Source organism: Paenibacillus sp. JCM 9796, from assembly GCF_055379675.1.
Window position 1 is genome coordinate 2,393,157 of record NZ_AP043723.1, and the last position, 18,934, is coordinate 2,412,090.

Sequence of the window (18,934 nt, forward strand, 5' to 3'; positions counted from 1 at the left end):
TGACTTCACAATAGTGAAAATCTTTTTGGATAAGCCCTCGACCGATTAGTATTCGTCAGCTCCACACGTTGCCGCGCTTCCACCCCGAACCTATCAACCTCGTCGTCTACAAGGGGTCTTACGAATTGGGAAATCTCATCTTGAGGGGGGCTTCACGCTTAGATGCTTTCAGCGCTTATCCCGTCCGTACTTGGCTATCCAGCCGTGCTCCTGGCGGAACAACTGGTACACCAGCGGTACGTCCATCCCGGTCCTCTCGTACTAAGGACAGCTCCTCTCAAATTTCCTGCGCCCACGACAGATAGGGACCGAACTGTCTCACGACGTTCTGAACCCAGCTCGCGTACCGCTTTAATGGGCGAACAGCCCAACCCTTGGGACCTACTTCAGCCCCAGGATGCGATGAGCCGACATCGAGGTGCCAAACCTCCCCGTCGATGTGGACTCTTGGGGGAGATAAGCCTGTTATCCCCAGGGTAGCTTTTATCCGTTGAGCGATGGCCCTTCCATGCGGTACCACCGGATCACTAAGCCCGACTTTCGTCCCTGCTCGACCTGTTTGTCTCGCAGTCAAGCTCCCTTATGCCTTTGCACTCTTCGAATGATTTCCAACCATTCTGAGGGAACCTTGGGGCGCCTCCGTTACTCTTTAGGAGGCGACCGCCCCAGTCAAACTGCCCACCTGACACTGTCCCCGTACCGGTTCACGGTACCAGGTTAGAACTCCGATACGATCAGGGTGGTATCCCAACGGCGCCTCCACCCACGCTGGCGCGCAGGCTTCCCAGGCTCCCACCTATCCTGTACAGATCGTACCAAAGTCCAATATCAAGCTGCAGTAAAGCTCCATGGGGTCTTTCCGTCTTGTCGCGGGTAACCTGCATCTTCACAGGTATTAAAATTTCACCGGATCTCTCGTCGAGACAGCGCCCAAGTCGTTACGCCATTCGTGCGGGTCAGAATTTACCTGACAAGGAATTTCGCTACCTTAGGACCGTTATAGTTACGGCCGCCGTTTACTGGGGCTTCGGTTCACAGCTTCGGGTTGCCCCTAACCGCTCCCCTTAACCTTCCAGCACCGGGCAGGCGTCAGCCCGTATACTTCGCCTTGCGGCTTCGCACAGACCTGTGTTTTTGCTAAACAGTCGCTTGGGCCTTTTCACTGCGGCCCCCTCGGGCTATTCACCCTACCGAGGCACCCCTTCTCCCGAAGTTACGGGGTCATTTTGCCGAGTTCCTTAACGAGAGTTCTTCCGAGCGCCTTAGCATGCTCTGCTCGCCTACCTGTGTCGGTTTGCGGTACGGGCACCTTCTCCCTGGCTAGAGGCTTTTCTTGGCAGCCTGAACTCATGACCTTCGGTACTTAAATTTCCCTCCCCATCACAGCCCAGCCTTACGGTGTGCGGATTTGCCTGCACACCAGCCTCACTGCTTGGACGAGCATCCATCAGCTCGCGTCACTATCCTTCTGCGTCACCCCATTGCTCATAACGGTTCACGGTGGTACAGGAATTTCAACCTGTTGTCCTTCGACTACGCCTTTCGGCCTCGCCTTAGGTCCCGACTTACCCTGAGCGGACGAACCTTCCTCAGGAACCCTTAGGCTTACGGCGGATCAGATTCTCACTGATCTTTTCGTTACTCATACCGGCATTCTCACTTGTATGCAGTCCACCAGTCCTCACGATCCAGCTTCTACCCGCATACAACGCTCCCCTACCCCAGCGCAAGTAATTGCGCTCGTCATAGCTTCGGTGGTGTGTTTAGCCCCGTTACATTTTCGGCGCAGAGTCACTCGACCAGTGAGCTATTACGCACTCTTTCAATGGTGGCTGCTTCTAAGCCAACATCCTGGTTGTCTGTGCAACTCCACATCCTTTCCCACTTAACACACACTTGGGGACCTTAGCTGATGATCTGGGCTGTTTCCCTCTTGACAATGGATCTTAGCACTCACTGTCTGACTCCCGGGATAACGTCTGTGGCATTCAGAGTTTGACTGGACTTGGTAACCCTTGGCGGGCCCCGCACCCAATCAGTGCTTTACCTCCACGACGCATCTCCCGAGGCTAGCCCTAAAGCTATTTCGGGGAGAACCAGCTATCTCCGAGTTCGATTGGAATTTCTCCGCTACCCCCACCTCATCCCCGAATTTTTCAACATTCGTGGGTTCGGGCCTCCAGTGCGTGTTACCGCACCTTCACCCTGGACAGGGGTAGATCACACGGTTTCGGGTCTACGCCTACAAACTATTTCGCCCTATTCAGACTCGCTTTCGCTGCGGCTACGGCTTCTCACCTTAACCTTGCTTGCAAACGTAACTCGCCGGTTCATTCTACAAAAGGCACGCCATCACCCATGAACGGGCTCTGACTTCTTGTAAGCACACGGTTTCAGGTTCTTTTTCACTCCGCTCCCGCGGTTCTTTTCACCTTTCCCTCACGGTACTGCTTCACTATCGGTCACCAGGGAGTATTTAGCCTTGGCAGATGGTCCTGCCGGATTCAGACGGGGTTTCACGTGTCCCGCCCTACTCAGGATACGCCTAGGGTGTTCGCAGACTTTTGGTTACGGGGCTTTTACCCACTATGGCCGGCCTTTCCAGGCCTGTTCGCCTAACCTGCTGCACCCACGACGGCGTCCTACAACCCCAAGGAGCAAGCTCCTTGGTTTGGGCTAATCCGCTTTCGCTCGCCGCTACTGACGGAATCACTTTTGTTTTCTTTTCCTGAGGGTACTTAGATGTTTCAGTTCCCCTCGTATGCCTCCTATGCAGCTATGTATTCACTGCATGGTACGTGAGTATTACCTCACGCGGGTTCCCCCATTCGGACATCCCCGGATCAATGCCTGCTTACGGCTCCCCGAGGCGTTATCGTTGTTCGCCACGTCCTTCTTCGGCTCCTGGTGCCTAGGCATCCTCCGTGTGCTCTTTATAGCTTATCCAGCTATCACTTGTACGACCGAAGTCGTACCGGATTTTGTTTCAACATTTGTTGCTTTGTTTCGTTTATCCAGTTTTCAAGGAACAAACTTTACTGAAAGGCTATTGCGCCTTTCAAAACTAAACATCGAAGTGAGTGCTTCTGTATACAGCAGTGGTGCTGCTGTAGATTTGTCCGCCACCCTGCAGGTGACTTGGACTCCATAGAAAGGAGGTGATCCAGCCGCACCTTCCGATACGGCTACCTTGTTACGACTTCACCCCAATCATCTACCCCACCTTCGGCGGCTGGCTCCTTGCGGTTACCCCACCGACTTCGGGTGTTGTAAACTCTCGTGGTGTGACGGGCGGTGTGTACAAGACCCGGGAACGTATTCACCGCGGCATGCTGATCCGCGATTACTAGCAATTCCGACTTCATGCAGGCGAGTTGCAGCCTGCAATCCGAACTGAGACCGGCTTCTAAGGATTCGCTCCATCTCGCGACTTCGCTTCCCGTTGTACCGGCCATTGTAGTACGTGTGTAGCCCAGGTCATAAGGGGCATGATGATTTGACGTCATCCCCACCTTCCTCCGGTTTGTCACCGGCAGTCAACTTAGAGTGCCCAACTGAATGCTGGCAACTAAGTTCAAGGGTTGCGCTCGTTGCGGGACTTAACCCAACATCTCACGACACGAGCTGACGACAACCATGCACCACCTGTCTCCTCTGCCCCGAAGGGAAGGTACATCTCTGTACCGGTCAGAGGGATGTCAAGACCTGGTAAGGTTCTTCGCGTTGCTTCGAATTAAACCACATACTCCACTGCTTGTGCGGGTCCCCGTCAATTCCTTTGAGTTTCACTCTTGCGAGCGTACTCCCCAGGCGGAGTGCTTATTGTGTTTACTTCGGCACCAAGGGTATCGAAACCCCTAACACCTAGCACTCATCGTTTACGGCGTGGACTACCAGGGTATCTAATCCTGTTTGCTCCCCACGCTTTCGCGCCTCAGCGTCAGTTACAGTCCAGAAAGCCGCCTTCGCCACTGGTGTTCCTCCACATCTCTACGCATTTCACCGCTACACGTGGAATTCCGCTTTCCTCTCCTGCACTCAAGTCTCCCAGTTTTCAGTGCGAACCGGGGTTGAGCCCCGGGCTTAAACACCAAACTTAAAAGACCGCCTGCGCGCGCTTTACGCCCAATAATTCCGGACAACGCTTGCCCCCTACGTATTACCGCGGCTGCTGGCACGTAGTTAGCCGGGGCTTTCTTCTCAAGTACCGTCACCCTCAGAGCAGTTACTCTCCGAGGCGTTCTTCCTTGGCAACAGAGCTTTACGATCCGAAAACCTTCATCACTCACGCGGCGTTGCTCCGTCAGGCTTGCGCCCATTGCGGAAGATTCCCTACTGCTGCCTCCCGTAGGAGTCTGGGCCGTGTCTCAGTCCCAGTGTGGCCGATCACCCTCTCAGGTCGGCTACGCATCGTCGCCTTGGTGGGCCGTTACCCCACCAACTAGCTAATGCGCCGCAGGCCCATCCATAAGCCACAGGTTGCCCCGTGTTTCATGATTCCCCCATGCGGAGAAACCAGCTATCCGGTCTTAGCTACCGTTTCCGGTAGTTATCCCGATCTTACAGGCAGGTTGCCTACGTGTTACTCACCCGTCCGCCGCTAACCTATCCCGAAGGATAAGTCCGCTCGACTTGCATGTATTAGGCACGCCGCCAGCGTTCGTCCTGAGCCAGGATCAAACTCTCCATTAATGTAGAAAGCTGACTTGCTCATTGTTGAAGCTAGCTGAGATATTGCTATCTCTTATTTAAAGCACTCACTCGATGTTCAGTTTTCAAAGGGCAATTGACTGACAAAGCCGCGTCGTTACGCCATTTCTTCTTTGTCATATATTGTCGCTTCGTTTAGCGGCGACTTTTATAATATACCACATGTGCCTAGTCGATTGCAAGCATTATTTATTTTCCAGTTTCAACCGGATTTCATCATGCTTGCTTCCGATTCGACAACGAGTAATAAAATATCATATCCATCTGGATCATGTCAAGCCTAAGTCTAATGTTTCTTTAATGGTACATCCGATTCCGCGCATACCTGGAGATTTCCTTCGGAGAAGCCAGTCGTGCATACATTCTGAAAATAATTTTGTATCTGGACTCGATGGCAATCTTAATATCAGCATCGATTCGCTTATCATTCAAATCGAACAACATTTCGTCGAGTTCCTTGCGCAAGACGTAATCCAATTCTCTGCATTCGCGTTCGTTAAATAAAAATCCTAGCATGATTGAAGTTGGACTCCTTTCCCGAATCGGAAATCGTGAGACGCAAAAAAGGTATACCGCAATAGAGCTAAGACCAAGTGAGTCCCGGCGCCTATTGCAGCATACCATTACCTCAAAACGCCTCACTCGCTTTACTGTTATGCACAGTTTTGGGCATTTTTATGAGTGTAGGAATCGATATTTTTTAACCTTGAACAAGCGAGAACGTAATTGTGCTTTCAATGAGGGCTGCAATCAAAAGAGTAACTACAATGAGTATGCTCAAGGGAACGACTGTTCGGAAATAGATTTTAAATTGATCCGATACGAGCTTATTCCGAGTCGGACTTGCGAATGAAATGAGCCATTTGGCCGCCAAAATGCCGAAACGGAGCCCTAACGCACAGGCTACGATAATCGCAGGCAGCTCCAAAATCCCGTGAGGCAGAATACCTTTTACGGCGCTAAAGAGCGAGTCCTGCTGGGCTACATTAGCGGATACATAGCCTAACAAAATGCCGTTCATGACAAGCAAAAACAACGGATAGATTCCGAAAAATGCGCCGGTAACGATGACCAGCAGAGCCGCTCTGGCATTATTTAAGAAGATTGTCCAAAATAACGACAACTGTGCATTCGGTTGTTCGACCGCGTCCTGAGCAATTTTCTTAATCGCTTCGATGCCGAAATCGATCATAAATTGAAAGCGTCCCGGGTCGTACGCCCCCATCAACATCGATGCGAAAAACACTAGCGCTGAGGCAATCAAGTAGTGTTTCAGATTACCCAATTGCACCAAAGCTTGTTTAAAGTTCATTCGGAATCCTCCCTATCGGGCATAAGTTAGTGGTACGAGCATACATTTAGACTAAGAACGTAAACAAGCCTTTCTTTCGAACATGAATGGATAGGCAACGGGCAGAGGAGGCCAATCCGGTGAACTTCTTTTATGTTATGAACGGTAAAAAGTTGAAGCAAGCCCTCATCATTTGCGTCGCGGTCCTATTTGCGGCCGGCATTATTTACTCTGAGCGCGGGAATGTCTCGGTCTTCTCGCAAAACGAGCCTGCCGCGGTATACAACGTGCCTACAGAAAAGAAGCTCATCGCATTGACCTTTGATATCAGCTGGGGCGACAAACGGACCGAACCGATTCTGAAGGTATTGGAGGATAAAGGGGTGAAGAACGCCTCCTTCTTCTTATCCTCGCCCTGGAGCGAAAGCCATCCGGACATCGTGAAGCGTATCGTTAAGGCCGGATGGGAAATCGGCAGCCACGGTCATAAGCATGTGAATTACAGCAGCCTTAGCGATGAAGAGATCCGCACCCAAATCAAAACGGCTCATACTATTCTCAGCGAAGTAACCGAGAAAAATCCGAATTTAATCCGGTTGCCGAACGGCGACTTCGACAAGCGCGTGCTGCGTATTGCGAACGAGTTGAATTACACGGTTATTCAGTGGGATACCGATTCGCTCGATTGGAAAAACCCCGGTGTTGAAAACATTGTCAACCGTGTGGTTACGAAAGCACATCCCGGCGATATTGTACTTATGCATGCGAGCGATTCATGTAAAGAAACGCATGAAGCGCTGCCTGTTATTATCGACAAGCTTCGCGAAAAAGGTTACGAATTCGTCACCGTCAGTCAATTAATGAAGCAAACGCAAGTCGACAACAAGCCTCCGGTCGAAGATCAAACGATGAAACGCATCGATTAATGGACGAATTGACGAGCCGCTACTGCGGCTCTTTGCTTGTTTGCAATACTTTTTGCAGGATTAAGATTTGCCATGCATTACAAGCCAGCAGCGGGATAATCATAAAAATGGTTGAGGCCGCATCATCCTCGCGAATCGCAGGCAGAGCTTCCAGCGCCGTGACGACGATCATAAAAAACAAGGTCGGAATCCATGCCGACGGATTCGTCCACCTGACCTTGAACCAAGCGACAACGAACGAAACAACTGTAATAAATAGGGGAAGCCAGAGGTACGGTACGAATGATACTTCACCTTCCGCACTCGTATATCGCAAATAAACAAGGTCGATCAGTACGATGACAATCAGGATGATTTGCAGGTAATCCCATATCCACTTCTTGGGCATCATGCCCATAAAAATATACCGGACGATTAAGTAAGCGAAAAAGCCCATTTGACTGAGCACGCTAAAGGTCGCGCTGACCAATAAGGAAACAATGAGCGTGTGACTGATCGATTTGCCGCTTAACACCGCTTCCTGATCGGTCAACTGCATCGTAAGACCGGTAAGTGTTCCAACCACAACTCCGACAACCAGAGTTGTCCAGAACAAGTAAAACCATTTTCTTATCGTCACTTTCGTTTAACCTCCATCACTAGTCGTATCAACAGTTAATTCTACCAACGTTCACAATAAAATGCTAACGACATTTGTGTTAAATGAATACCTTGTGACGAATACTACGCTTAAACCAATTGAAGGGAGCTTGACCGGATGAGAACGCGACGTAGCCGTTACTTAATACCCGCTGTCCTGATCGCCGGCCTCTTGACAGCCTGTGGTTCGGATACTCAAGCTTCAGGCGCCAACGGAAATGCCTACAAAGACACCAAATCGATGGTTCTCGATATTTTAAAAACCGAAGACGGCCGAAAAGCCATTCAAGAAGCGACTATTCATGAGAACAGCAGACTGCAGCTGTTATCGGCCGGTGATACCCAGCAGCTGCAGTTGGCCGTTAAAGATGTGCTTGTCGATACGCAAAGCAACCAGTTTCTGCAAAACATGATCAGCGATCCGAAATTCGCCGGCCAATTCGCCAAAGCGATCGAAAAAGATACGAAGAAACTTCAAAAAGATCTGATGAAGGACCCCGAATATCAGAAGCAGATGCTTGATGCCATGAAAAGCCCGGATTTCGAAACGATGCTTTTGGATACGATGAAAACGACTCCCTACCGGACGCAAGTAAAGACAGTCATCCAGGAATCGCTGCAAAGCCCGCTGTTTCGGCTTGAGCTGATGGACTTGATGAAGAAGGTGCTTCAAGAGGAATCGATGCCGAAGCAGCAGGCACAACAAGCGGGCCAGAACGGCGGTGGTGGCGGCGGTAACAGCGGAGGTGGGGATGACGGCAAAGAAGAGCAAGGCGGCTCCGATGACCAAAAAGACGGTGAAGATGACTCTAACGATTCCGGAGGCCAGAAAAAAAAGCAGCAGCAATAACCTACGCGAAAAAGGATCGGCGGTTACGCCGATCCTTCTTTATTAATTCCATCGATAACACGGCCGGCAACTTCCAAATAGATACGTCCGGTTTCACTATTCGCTTTATATACGGACGGCGAGTAATCCGGTTCGGCTACATGGTTGTCCGGTACGCCGAGCGGGATTTGCGCCAACAGCGGGGCATGAAGCTCTTCCGCCAATTTTGCGCCGCCGCCGCGACCGAATACGTAATCCTTTTGTCCACAAGCACTACAGGAGTAGTAGGACATGTTCTCGACGATACCGAGAATTTGATGATTCGTATGCAGGGCCATAGCGCCCGCTCTGGCCGCTACGAAAGCAGCCGTCGCATGAGGCGTCGTCACGATGATCTCCTTGCTCTGCGGAATCATCTGGTGAACGTCGAGCGCTACATCTCCGGTACCCGGCGGCAAATCAAGCAGCAAGTAATCCAGTTCGCCCCACTCGACTTCATTGAAGAAGTTCCTCAGCATCTTGCCGAGCATCGGTCCGCGCCAAATGACCGGCGTGTTCTCCTCAACGAAAAATCCCATGGAAATGACCTTAACGCCAAAGCGTTCGACGGGAATGATTCGATTATCGACCAATTGCGGACGATCCTCGATGCCCATCATATCCGGTACGCTAAAGCCGTATATATCGGCATCAACTAGACCCACCTTCTTCCCGAGGCGAGCCAACGCTACCGCTAAATTAACGGTTACGGTTGATTTTCCGACACCGCCCTTTCCGCTGGCAATTGCGATGAATGTTACACCTGAATGCGGATCCAACACATTGACGCCGGGTGACGGGGTGTTAGGCGCCGCTGCAGGCTGTGACTGCTCGATGTGATCGTTCGCGGGACGCTTACGTTCCGCCTCGCTGCGTTCAAAGTCCGAGATCTGACGGAAGCGTAAATGCACATGGTCCGCTCCACTGCCTTTGAACGCCTGGGTGATTTGTTCTTGCAGGCGATTCTTATAAGCATCGTCCTCTACCGACAGAAGCACGGTAGCCGATACTTGGTTTTCCTTCACCATCATATCGCGAATAAAGTTCAATTCGACAAGCCCGAGTCCGAAAACAGGATCTCGCAGTTCGCTTGCCGATGCAAGTAATTGTTCTCTGGTCAGCACAGTGTCACCTCAGCCGTTCTATTCAAATTTAATGGATCGATACACTGAGGCTATTATACCACATTTTTATGGGCTTCCCACTTTTTCACCGGAATAGTAACGAATGATGCCTTGGTATATCGATGCGGCTACCTTCTTCTGATACGTCGGATCTCCAAGCTGTTTGGCTTCGGCCGGGTTGGAAAGGAATCCGACTTCTACTAGCGCGCTCGGGATTTTCATTGCTTTCAGCAAATAAATTTCCTTGTCCGCTTGTTTCGCGATCCGATCGGTATTTTTCAAATTTTTCTTAATCTCTTCCTGAATCAATGTGGCAAGGGTATGGTTATCCGCATGATTACCTCGATAAAAAAACGTTTGCGCCCCAGTCCATTTCGTCGAAGGGATGGCGTTCATATGTATACTGATGAACATATCAGCCTTTTGCTGTGAAATAAATTGTGCACGGTTCAGCAGGTCTTCGGTTTTTCTTTTGCTGTACCCTTTGGTTGAAGGATCGGCCAAGTCGCGATCGTCCTCTCGCGTCATGACCACTAACGCCCCCGCTTGTTGCAAATAATCGCGCAAGTTAAGCGTTATCGCCAGATTCACTTCCTTCTCCACCAAGCCTTCCTTACTGCTAGCGCCTCCGTCCGGTCCCCCATGTCCCGGGTCCAAGGCGATGATTTTGCCGGAAAGGGGCGTCGTCCAGTAGGTCCACGTTTTGCTTGCGGGCAGTTCATATGTAAACATAAATAGCATTAACGCCACTAGCAGCGCGGACATGACGATTTTCAGCCCGCTGTGCATGGTTAGCCAGACAACGACCCTCTTTCTTCTTCGGAACATGAAAAATCCACCTCGCCTTCCCATAGACTCTCTTTCATCTATATGGGACGAGGTGGACAATTATACCTTATGCTTATACCTGATACTCAGGCTCTTTCATGCCTTCGATCAGCACTTCCGCCACTTCCGGACGGGTGAACTGCGGCGGCGGACATTGACCGTCGCGCAGCAGCGCGCGAACCTTGGTACCGGAAAGATGCAGATGATCCGATGACGGATGCGGGCATGTTTTGCTGGAGGCCATGTTGCCGCACTTGGTGCAGAAGAAGCTATGTTCGAAGAACAAAGGAGTAATCCCAAGCTCTTCAGCCGTAAAGTTGCTGAAAATTTCCTGTGCTTCGTAGGTGCCGTAGTAATCGCCAACGCCGGCGTGGTCCCGGCCGACGATAAAGTGCGAGCACCCGTAGTTTTTGCGAACCATAGCATGGAAGATCGCTTCACGCGGTCCCGCATAGCGCATAGCGGCAGGGAACACACCCAAAAACACGCGGTCTTGCGGATAATAGTTTTCCAAGAGAACCAAGTAACTTTTCATCCGAATCTCAGCGGAAATATCATCGGACTTCGTTTCCCCGACTAGCGGATTCAGGAACAGCGCATCGACGATCTCCATGGCGCTTTTCTGAATGTATTCATGCGCCCGGTGAACCGGATTACGCGTTTGGAAACCGACAACCGTCTTCCAGCCTTTCTCTGCGAAAATACGGCGAGTTTCCGATGGATCGAAGTAAAAATCTTCGAACTTTTCCGGCTTCGGACGATTCAATACTTGAACCGGACCCCCGATATAAGTGGACGGCTTGGTGAAAAGCTTCTGCACGCCCGGATGAGCCGGGTCGTCGGTCTTGAAGACTTTGACCGCTTCGTGGTTCTGATCGACTTGGTAGATGCTCTCTACCTTAATGAGTCCGTACGTAATACCGTCAGATTCGCCTACAAGGGCAACCTCTTGGCCGATTTGCAGCGATGCAGCTTCCTTCTCATCTATGCCCAGCGTGATGGGGATGCTCCAAACCGTCCCGTCGGCCAGTCGCATGCGCTCTACGACCGAATGATAATCCTGCTCAACCATAAATCCGGTTAAGGGCGAAAAAGCACCGACACCGATCAAGTCCAGATCGGAAATAGCCCAAGTGTTAATGCGCAGCTGATGCAGTCCTGCCGCCCGGTTTAAAAGCTGTTCTCTTTCGCCGCCGTCTACAACACGATTAATCAACGTGCCGCCATGCGGTTGTATCGTTGTTCCCATGATTCCGCTTCCTCCTGCCGAATGATCGTTATTCTAAGTATACGTTATTTGTGCAGACCGCACTCGGTCTTCTCGAAGCCCGCCCAACGGCCTGCTCGCGGATCCTCGCCTGGCGCTACCGGTTTGGTGCAATGCTCGCAACCGATGCTAGGGTAGTTTTGGTCGTGCAGTTGGTTGTATATGATGTTGTTGGAGCGAATATAGTTCCATACGTCTTCAGAGGTCCAATCGGCCAGCGGGTTAAACTTCACCAGTCCGAACTTCACATCATATTCGACTTTCTTCGCATTCGCGCGTGTTGGCGCTTGATCGCGGCGAATGCCGGTGATCCAGGCGTCGTAGTTTTTCAAGATGTCCGTCAACGGTTCTACTTTACGAATGTTGCAGCATTGAGTCGGGTCGTTCTTCCAAAGTTGATCTCCATGCGCGGCAGCTTGCTCCTCAAGCGTCAGTTTCGGCAGTACTTGTACGAATTCAAGGCCGTAATGCTGCTGCAAACGGTCACGCGTTTCATAGGTCTCTTTGAAGTGCACATTCGTGTCCAGGTAGAAAATGTCCGTCTTCGGACTAACTTTTTGGAGCATGTCGACGAGGACGACGTCTTCAGCTCCGAAACTACAGGCTAAGGTGATATTCGGGAATCTTTCTACCGCCCAGGCTAAAAGTTCCTGTGGAGTCTTGTTCTCAAATTCTTCGGCAGCTTTAGTAATCAATGCTTCTTTTTCAAACAAATTCATAGTCTGATGAACCTCCCGCGAGATAATTCCGAGTATAATAATAAGATTTTAGTGATTTATTAATAATTATAATTGATACGGACTTTTTGTCAATTTAAAATTTTTGTACTTCGCCATTTTGCATCATATTAGGGATTTGCCTAAACGGTGCAAGATGGGATTGAAAAAAGCCTTTCCGATGAAGATAATCGGAAAGGCTTTGCTGTTGCAAATTAACGTTTCGAGAACTGAGGAGCGCGACGAGCGGCTTTCAAGCCGTACTTTTTACGCTCTTTCATACGAGGGTCGCGAGTCAGGAATCCGGCTCTTTTCAGAAGACCGCGGTATTCCGGATCTGCTTTCAAAAGCGCACGGGAAATTCCGTGACGGATCGCGCCGGCTTGTCCGGAGATCCCGCCGCCATGAGCAAGAACCAAAACGTCGTATTTCGACAACGTCTCTGTCAAGTTCAACGGTTGTTTTACGATCAGTTTCAATGTTTCCAAGCCGAAGTATTCGTCCAGCTCGCGTTTATTGATTACGATACGGCCTTCGCCCGGTACTAAACGTACGCGTGCTACCGAGTGCTTACGACGGCCGGTGCCATAATATTGTACTTGTGCCACAAGACAGTCCTCCCTTTATTAACCGCGAAGTTCCCAAACTTCAGGTTGTTGTGCTTGATGCGGATGTTCCGAACCGGCATATACGTTAAGCTTTGTTTTCAGACGGCTGCCCAAACGGTTTTTCGGAAGCATGCCGTGGATCGCCGACTCCAATACGCGCTCAGGCTTCGTATTCAGAAGCTCTTGTGCGGTAGCTACTTTCAAACCGCCCGGATACAGGGAGTGACGATAGTATTTTTTGTTTTGGAGCTTTTTGCCTGTCAGGTGAATTTTCTCAGCGTTGATGACAATAACGAAATCGCCAGTGTCCACATGCGGAGTAAATTCAGGTTTATGTTTGCCGCGCAAAATGGCAGCCGCTTCGCTGGCAAGACGGCCAAGCGTTTTGCCGGTCGCATCGATGATGTACCATTTGCGTTCTACTTCATTTGGCTTCGCCATATATGTGGTACGCATGTAAATGTTCCTCCTAGATCTATCTTCATCACATTCATTCATATACTTATTCATCGGTTTCAAGACCCGGGGCCGTGGGGTAGCCAGTCAAAGAAACACCATCTAATAATATACTATATCCCATCCAAGGAATCAAGTAATTATCGGCGAATCCTCATAAAAAACTTCCCACAGCATAAGACCGTGCGCCATTGCCGTCGGACCGGCCAAACCGCGATTTCTGGCTTCGAGAATCGCTTTCATGTGCGAAGCTTCCCGCTTGCCTTCACCGATCTGCATCAACGTCCCGACAATGATCCGAACCATATTGTATAAAAAACCGTTCCCGGTCAAATAAATATGGAACACGCTGGATTGCAGGTGCTTGTCCGCCTCTTCTGTCTCCAGCCGCGCTTCGTATATCGTTCGAATACGGCTCGGAGCCACCGTTCTGATAGAGCAGAAAGAAGTGAAATCATGCTCGCCCTCTACGTAGGTCAGCGCTTCTCTCATCGCGTCTATGCGAAGCGCTGTAGGGTGATAAAACTCCATATGACGTCTTAGCGGGTCCATATACTTACCGACGCGTATCGAATAACGATACGTTTTCCGCTTGGCCCATCTCCGGGAGTGAAAATCGTCCGCTACCTGCCTCGCATCCCAAACCCGTATATCATCCGGAAGTCTGGCATTAATGGCCATGCACCAACGGTTCAGCGGAATTTGGGAAGATGTTAGAAAGTTAAACACCTGTCCTCGTGCGTGCACCCCGGCATCCGTACGTCCGGATGCCGTTATTTTGACCTCTTCGCCCGCCAGTAAAGCAATGGCACGCTCAAGTCGGTCTTGTACCGTGTTTAGTCCTGGCTGCGATTGAAAGCCGTTGTAAGACGTTCCATCGTAGCTTACCGTCATGCAAATATTTCTCACGACGAGCCCTCCGTGAACTGGGACTGGAATCAAGGCGCACATACGTACAAAAAAAGGGTTTCATCAGAATCAAAAGATCCCGTCCACCCTTTCACAACCTTTTTCTCTTATGCCCGGTCAACCAGTTCCAAGTAAACCATAGGCGCAGCATCACCGCGACGCGGTCCAAGCTTCAGGATACGTGTGTATCCGCCTTGACGCTCAGCGTAGCGAGGAGCCAAATCGGAGAAAAGTTTTTGAATCGCGTCTTGATTTTCGTTCGCTTGTTCACGACGAACGAAAGTAGCGACTTGACGACGAGCGTGAAGATCTCCCCGTTTAGCCAACGTGATCAATTTTTCTGCGATCGAACGCAACTCTTTTGCTTTCGCTTCTGTCGTTTGAATGCGCTCATGTATAAATAAGTCGGTTACCAGGTCACGAAACAATGCTTTACGCGAGCTGGAGTCACGATTTAACTTTTTGTATGCAGCCATCTGTGCAACCTCCTTCTGTTAATCTTCCATTCTTAGTCCAAGTCCGAGCTCTTCGAGCTTTTCTTGAACTTCTTCGAGAGATTTGCGTCCCAAATTGCGGACCTTCATCATATCTTCTTCCGTTTTCGTAATCAATTCTTGTACCGTATTGATGCCGGCACGCTTCAGGCAGTTATAAGAACGAACGGACAGGTCGAGTTCCTCGATCGTCATCTCGAGTACTTTCTCCTTCTTGTCCTCTTCTTTCTCAACCATAATCTCGGCGTCTTTCGCTTCATCGGTCAGACCGACGAAGAGCATCAGATGCTCCGTCAAGATTTTGGCGCCCAAGCTTACCGCTTCTTCCGGTCGAATACTGCCGTCAGACCATACTTCAAGTGTGAGTTTGTCATAGTTGGTAACTTGGCCGACGCGCGTATTTTCTACGCTGTAATTGACACGAGTAATCGGAGTATAGATCGAATCGATCGGAATCACGCCGATCGGCTGATCCTCTCTCTTGTTCTTGTCTGCCGATACGTATCCGCGGCCGCGGTTCGCATGAATTCGCATGTGAAGCCGTGCATCGGAGGACAGCGTAGCAATGTGCAGATCCGGGTTTAAGATCTCCACATCGCTATCGCCGCGAATATCGCCAGCCACAACAGCCCCTTCACCTTCGGCGTCGATCTCAAGAACCTTTTCCTCATCGGAATGGATCTTAAGCGACAAGCCTTTAAGGTTCAGGATGATTTCCGTAACATCTTCCATGACACCCGGAACCGTGGAGAACTCGTGCAGGACGCCGTCGATTTGAACGGAATTAACCGCCGCACCCGGAAGGGAAGACAGCAATATTCTGCGTAATGAGTTGCCGAGCGTAGTTCCATAGCCTCTTTCCAAAGGTTCCACGACAAATTTGCCATATGTGCCGTCATCACTTAATGATACGGTTTCTATTTTCGGCTTTTCGATTTCGATCATTGTAAACCCTCCTTCAAACGTCGTTTCCTTCTGGATAACTTAAGACGCATAAAACGTGCAGTATACCTATCCAAATAGTATAGACACCATTTGGATATTTATACCACCCGGGCTTAGCGATCCTGGATTAGACACGACGACGTTTCGGAGGACGGCAACCGTTGTGAGGGATCGGAGTCACGTCTTTAATCAGGTTTACTTCAAGACCTGCAGCTTGAAGCGAACGAATCGCTGCTTCACGGCCTGCACCTGGTCCTTTAACCATGACCTCTACGGCCTTCATCCCATGCTCCATTGCCGCTTTCGCTGCAGACTCAGCTGCCATTTGTGCGGCGAACGGAGTGCTTTTACGGGAACCTTTAAAACCGAGGTTACCGGCGCTTGCCCAAGAAATCGCATTTCCGTGCGGGTCAGTGATGGTAACAATCGTGTTGTTGAATGTAGAGCGGATATGAGCTACTCCACTGTCGATATTTTTCCGATCGCGACGTTTCGTACGAACTACTTTTTTAGGTTTAGCCATTTTAAGCGTTACCCCCCTTTACTATTTTTTCTTATTCGCTACCGTACGACGAGGACCTTTACGCGTACGAGCATTTGTTTTAGTACGTTGACCGCGAACCGGCAAGCCGCGGCGGTGGCGAACGCCACGATAACATCCGATCTCAATCAGACGTTTGATGTTCAACGAGATTTCACGACGCAGGTCGCCTTCCACTTTCAGCGTTTTGTCGATAACCTCGCGGATTTTGCTCACTTCGTCTTCTGTCAGATCGCGAACGCGAGTGTCCGGATTGATACCGGTTTGAGCGACGATTTTCGCAGCCGTTGTGTTGCCGATCCCGAAGATGTAAGTCAAAGCGATGATCACGCGTTTGTCACGGGGTAAGTCTACACCAGCAATACGTGCCATTAAACGAGCACCTCCTTAGCCTTGTTTTTGTTTATGTTTCGGATTTTCGCAAATTACCATAACGTTGCCTTTGCGGCGAATGACTTTGCATTTTTCGCAAATCGGTTTGACCGACGGTCTAACCTTCATGGTGGTTACCTCCTCAAAGCTTTCCGTAAGGAAAGCTGCTTCGTAAGCATGGTCTTAGTTTTCCGCAGGAAAACTGACTTCGTAAGGATTTTGCTCAGCTTTCCGCGAGGAAAGCTGCTTCGTAAGCATATGGTTTAACTTCTCTTGCTACAAGTTCATCTATTTAAAACGATAGGTTATACGGCCTCTGGTCAAATCATACGGCGAAAGTTCAACCGTCACTTTGTCACCCGGCAAAATGCGGATAAAGTGCATTCTGATTTTTCCGGATACATGAGCAAGTATCTTATGACCGTTCTCCAGTTCTACCTTGAACATTGCATTCGGAAGAGGTTCAATCACTGTACCTTCAACTTCAATTACATCTTCTTTGGCCACAGTCATTCTCCTTTCTCTTGCGCATCGTGCGATAAATGGTTCACTGCCTGAGTCAAAGCAAATCGAAGCTTTCCGTTGGTAACTCGGCCCGTCTCGCGGAGACTGTCGGCCACTTCGGAGCTAATTGCCGGAAGAAGCTCGAGATGAATGAGATTTTTCTTCTTAGGTTCATCGAATTTCCGTTTGCCGCCGTCTGCAATCCACACGTATCGTTGGTCTACGACGCCGATTATGACGGCGTACTTCCCGGAATCCCGTCCCCGATTCACCCTTACGATTTGTCCGATATGAGGTTCATTCGTTGGTTCCATCCGCTTCTAAGCACCAGGCAACGTTAAAATCTCGTAACCGTCTTGCGTTATGGCGATGGTGTGTTCGAAATGTGCGCACAGTGTGCCATCCACCGTGACCACCGTCCAATTGTCTTCAAGCGTTCGGACGTAACGTTCACCCACATTAACCATCGGTTCGATCGCAAGCACCATCCCCGGCTTCAAGCGCGGTCCATGACCGGCGATGCCATAGTTCGGTATTTGCGGCTCCTCATGGAGCTCCGTTCCGATGCCGTGACCTACATACTCTCGAACAATCGAAAATCCTTCATTCTCTGCGCATCTTTGAATGGCATTGGATATCGTATACAGCCTGACGTCGGGTCCGGCTACTGCCAGCCCTGCGAACAACGAGCGTTCCGTGACGTCGAGCAATTTGCTCGCCGTTTCGGAGATCGTGCCGACGCCATATGTCCAGGCGGAATCGCCATGATATCCTTTATATTGAGCACCGATGTCGATACTGATGATGTCACCGTCTTTCAGCTTGCGCTGACCGGGAATACCGTGAACCAATTCATCATTCACCGAAGCGCAGATGCTTCCGGGAAAACCATTGTAGCCTTTAAAAGATGGAATTGCACCCTGACTGCGAATAAAGTTTTCTGCGATCTGATCGAGCTCTTTCGTTGTAATATCGGGCTGAATGGCTTTTTGCAGCAAACGATGCGTCTCGGCCACAATACGGCCCGCCTCGCGCATGAACTCCAGTTCAGCTGCTGATTTACAAATGATCATTACGCTTGCCCTCGCAATAGTGAACTGATTTGTGCAGTGACCGTGTTAATTTCTTGCTCACCGTTAACCTCACGCAATATTCCCTTGTTACGATAATACTCCAGAAGAGGAGCGGTTTTATTGATATACTCGTCCAAACGAGTCCCTACTTTTTCTTCGGTATCATCCGAACGCTGATACAATTCACCCGAACATTTGTCGCAAACATTGTCACGCGCAGGTGGGTTAAACAAGACATGATACGTTGCACCGCAAGATTTACAAATACGACGACCCGTCAAACGGGCGAGCAGCAAATCGCGATCGACCGCGAGGTTAATCACATGATCGATGCTTTTGCCAAGTTCCGCGGCAATCCCGTCAAGCGCTTCGGCTTGAGAGATCGTTCTCGGAAATCCGTCGAGTAAAAATCCTTTATCGCAATCTGGCTGAGACACTCGATCACGGACAATACCGATCGTGATCTCATCCGGTACAAGCAACCCTTGATCGACATACTTCTTAGCTTCGACGCCAAGCGGCGTTTCTTGCTTCATGGCAAGCCGGAATGCATCACCGGTGGAGATATGCGGAATCTGGAACTCATCAACGATTCGTTCCGCTTGCGTTCCTTTACCTGCACCAGGAGGCCCCATAAAGATGATATTCACCGTGACTTCCTCC

Annotated in this window: 21 protein-coding genes and 2 rRNA genes; 2 read left to right on the top strand and 21 right to left on the bottom strand. The window is 50.1% G+C overall.

The window, feature by feature from the left end; all coding sequences use genetic code 11:
- Positions 1-25 precede the first annotated feature (25 nt).
- The 4 genes from ACZ439_RS11440 to ACZ439_RS11455 form a co-directional block, all read right to left on the bottom strand.
- A 23S ribosomal RNA gene (locus ACZ439_RS11440) occupies positions 26-2,946 on the bottom strand.
- A 205-nt stretch (positions 2,947-3,151) separates the two neighbouring features.
- Positions 3,152-4,692, bottom strand: a 16S ribosomal RNA gene (locus tag ACZ439_RS11445).
- The 16S and 23S rRNA genes sit together here, the layout of an rRNA operon.
- Before the next feature lie 315 nt (positions 4,693-5,007).
- On the bottom strand, positions 5,008-5,226 hold the full coding sequence (locus ACZ439_RS11450) for a hypothetical protein (protein WP_054797107.1): 219 nt from the start codon (positions 5,224-5,226) through the stop codon (positions 5,008-5,010).
- 184 nt (positions 5,227-5,410) lie between these two features.
- Entirely contained in the window at positions 5,411-6,022 is a 612-nt protein-coding gene (locus ACZ439_RS11455; protein WP_054797106.1) for a stage II sporulation protein M, read from the bottom strand.
- Positions 6,023-6,141: 119 nt separating this feature from the next.
- On the opposite strand from ACZ439_RS11455, the gene pdaB reads away from it, so the two are divergent.
- A complete protein-coding gene (pdaB, locus tag ACZ439_RS11460) occupies positions 6,142-6,927 on the top strand; it encodes a polysaccharide deacetylase family sporulation protein PdaB (protein ID WP_054799664.1) in 786 nt (261 codons plus the stop codon).
- Between the two features lie 19 nt (positions 6,928-6,946).
- Here pdaB and ACZ439_RS11465 read toward each other — a convergent pair whose 3' ends face one another.
- Positions 6,947-7,546 carry a KinB-signaling pathway activation protein gene (locus ACZ439_RS11465; RefSeq protein WP_127608830.1) on the bottom strand — a complete coding sequence of 200 codons (600 nt, stop codon included), beginning with the start codon at positions 7,544-7,546 and terminating at the stop codon, positions 6,947-6,949.
- Positions 7,547-7,684: 138 nt separating this feature from the next.
- On the opposite strand from ACZ439_RS11465, the gene gerD reads away from it, so the two are divergent.
- The gene (gene gerD / locus ACZ439_RS11470; protein WP_054799665.1) at positions 7,685-8,416 is read left to right on the top strand and encodes a spore germination lipoprotein GerD; all 732 of its coding nucleotides are present in this window, start codon (positions 7,685-7,687) and stop codon (positions 8,414-8,416) included.
- A 23-nt stretch (positions 8,417-8,439) separates the two neighbouring features.
- On the opposite strand, the gene ACZ439_RS11475 is transcribed toward gerD, so the two are convergent.
- From ACZ439_RS11475 to ACZ439_RS11550, 16 genes are all read right to left on the bottom strand, one after another.
- Entirely contained in the window at positions 8,440-9,558 is a 1,119-nt protein-coding gene (locus ACZ439_RS11475) for an Mrp/NBP35 family ATP-binding protein (RefSeq protein WP_236595710.1), read from the bottom strand.
- 66 nt (positions 9,559-9,624) lie between these two features.
- Positions 9,625-10,386, bottom strand: coding sequence for an N-acetylmuramoyl-L-alanine amidase CwlD (gene cwlD / locus ACZ439_RS11480; RefSeq protein ID WP_127608827.1), 762 nt, complete (start codon positions 10,384-10,386; stop codon positions 9,625-9,627).
- Between the two features lie 73 nt (positions 10,387-10,459).
- Positions 10,460-11,635 carry a sulfate adenylyltransferase gene (gene sat, locus ACZ439_RS11485; protein ID WP_054799666.1) on the bottom strand — a complete coding sequence of 392 codons (1,176 nt, stop codon included), beginning with the start codon at positions 11,633-11,635 and terminating at the stop codon, positions 10,460-10,462.
- A 44-nt stretch (positions 11,636-11,679) separates the two neighbouring features.
- Positions 11,680-12,372: a phosphoadenylyl-sulfate reductase gene (locus ACZ439_RS11490; RefSeq protein ID WP_054799667.1), complete on the bottom strand. Its 693-nt coding sequence runs from the start codon at positions 12,370-12,372 to the stop codon at positions 11,680-11,682.
- Between the two features lie 212 nt (positions 12,373-12,584).
- Positions 12,585-12,977, bottom strand: a complete 393-nt coding sequence (gene rpsI, locus ACZ439_RS11495) for a 30S ribosomal protein S9 (protein WP_054797104.1) — start codon at positions 12,975-12,977, stop codon at positions 12,585-12,587.
- 18 nt (positions 12,978-12,995) lie between these two features.
- Positions 12,996-13,433 carry a 50S ribosomal protein L13 gene (rplM, locus tag ACZ439_RS11500; RefSeq protein ID WP_054799668.1) on the bottom strand — a complete coding sequence of 146 codons (438 nt, stop codon included), beginning with the start codon at positions 13,431-13,433 and terminating at the stop codon, positions 12,996-12,998.
- A 132-nt stretch (positions 13,434-13,565) separates the two neighbouring features.
- Positions 13,566-14,342: a tRNA pseudouridine(38-40) synthase TruA gene (gene truA, locus ACZ439_RS11505; RefSeq protein WP_127608826.1), complete on the bottom strand. Its 777-nt coding sequence runs from the start codon at positions 14,340-14,342 to the stop codon at positions 13,566-13,568.
- Positions 14,343-14,449: 107 nt separating this feature from the next.
- Positions 14,450-14,818, bottom strand: coding sequence for a 50S ribosomal protein L17 (gene rplQ / locus ACZ439_RS11510; protein ID WP_054797102.1), 369 nt, complete (start codon positions 14,816-14,818; stop codon positions 14,450-14,452).
- 18 nt (positions 14,819-14,836) lie between these two features.
- The gene (locus ACZ439_RS11515) at positions 14,837-15,781 is read right to left on the bottom strand and encodes a DNA-directed RNA polymerase subunit alpha (protein WP_054797101.1); all 945 of its coding nucleotides are present in this window, start codon (positions 15,779-15,781) and stop codon (positions 14,837-14,839) included.
- Between the two features lie 127 nt (positions 15,782-15,908).
- Positions 15,909-16,304 (bottom strand): 30S ribosomal protein S11, encoded by a 396-nt coding sequence (gene rpsK, locus ACZ439_RS11520; protein WP_013921137.1) that lies wholly within the window; start codon positions 16,302-16,304, stop codon positions 15,909-15,911.
- A gap of 21 nt (positions 16,305-16,325) precedes the next feature.
- Positions 16,326-16,694: a 30S ribosomal protein S13 gene (gene rpsM / locus ACZ439_RS11525; RefSeq protein ID WP_127608825.1), complete on the bottom strand. Its 369-nt coding sequence runs from the start codon at positions 16,692-16,694 to the stop codon at positions 16,326-16,328.
- 15 nt (positions 16,695-16,709) lie between these two features.
- Complete coding sequence (gene rpmJ / locus ACZ439_RS11530) at positions 16,710-16,823, bottom strand: 50S ribosomal protein L36 (RefSeq protein WP_003333770.1); 114 nt, start codon at positions 16,821-16,823, stop codon at positions 16,710-16,712.
- Between the two features lie 159 nt (positions 16,824-16,982).
- Positions 16,983-17,201: a translation initiation factor IF-1 gene (gene infA / locus ACZ439_RS11535; protein ID WP_009676800.1), complete on the bottom strand. Its 219-nt coding sequence runs from the start codon at positions 17,199-17,201 to the stop codon at positions 16,983-16,985.
- A gap of 2 nt (positions 17,202-17,203) precedes the next feature.
- Complete coding sequence (locus tag ACZ439_RS11540; RefSeq protein ID WP_054797098.1) at positions 17,204-17,512, bottom strand: KOW domain-containing RNA-binding protein; 309 nt, start codon at positions 17,510-17,512, stop codon at positions 17,204-17,206.
- 6 nt (positions 17,513-17,518) lie between these two features.
- A complete protein-coding gene (gene map / locus ACZ439_RS11545) occupies positions 17,519-18,271 on the bottom strand; it encodes a type I methionyl aminopeptidase (protein ID WP_141336121.1) in 753 nt (250 codons plus the stop codon).
- Positions 18,271-18,921, bottom strand: coding sequence for an adenylate kinase (locus ACZ439_RS11550; RefSeq protein WP_127608823.1), 651 nt, complete (start codon positions 18,919-18,921; stop codon positions 18,271-18,273). Before ACZ439_RS11550 ends, map begins: the two co-directional genes overlap by 1 nt.
- Positions 18,922-18,934: the final 13 nt, after the last annotated feature.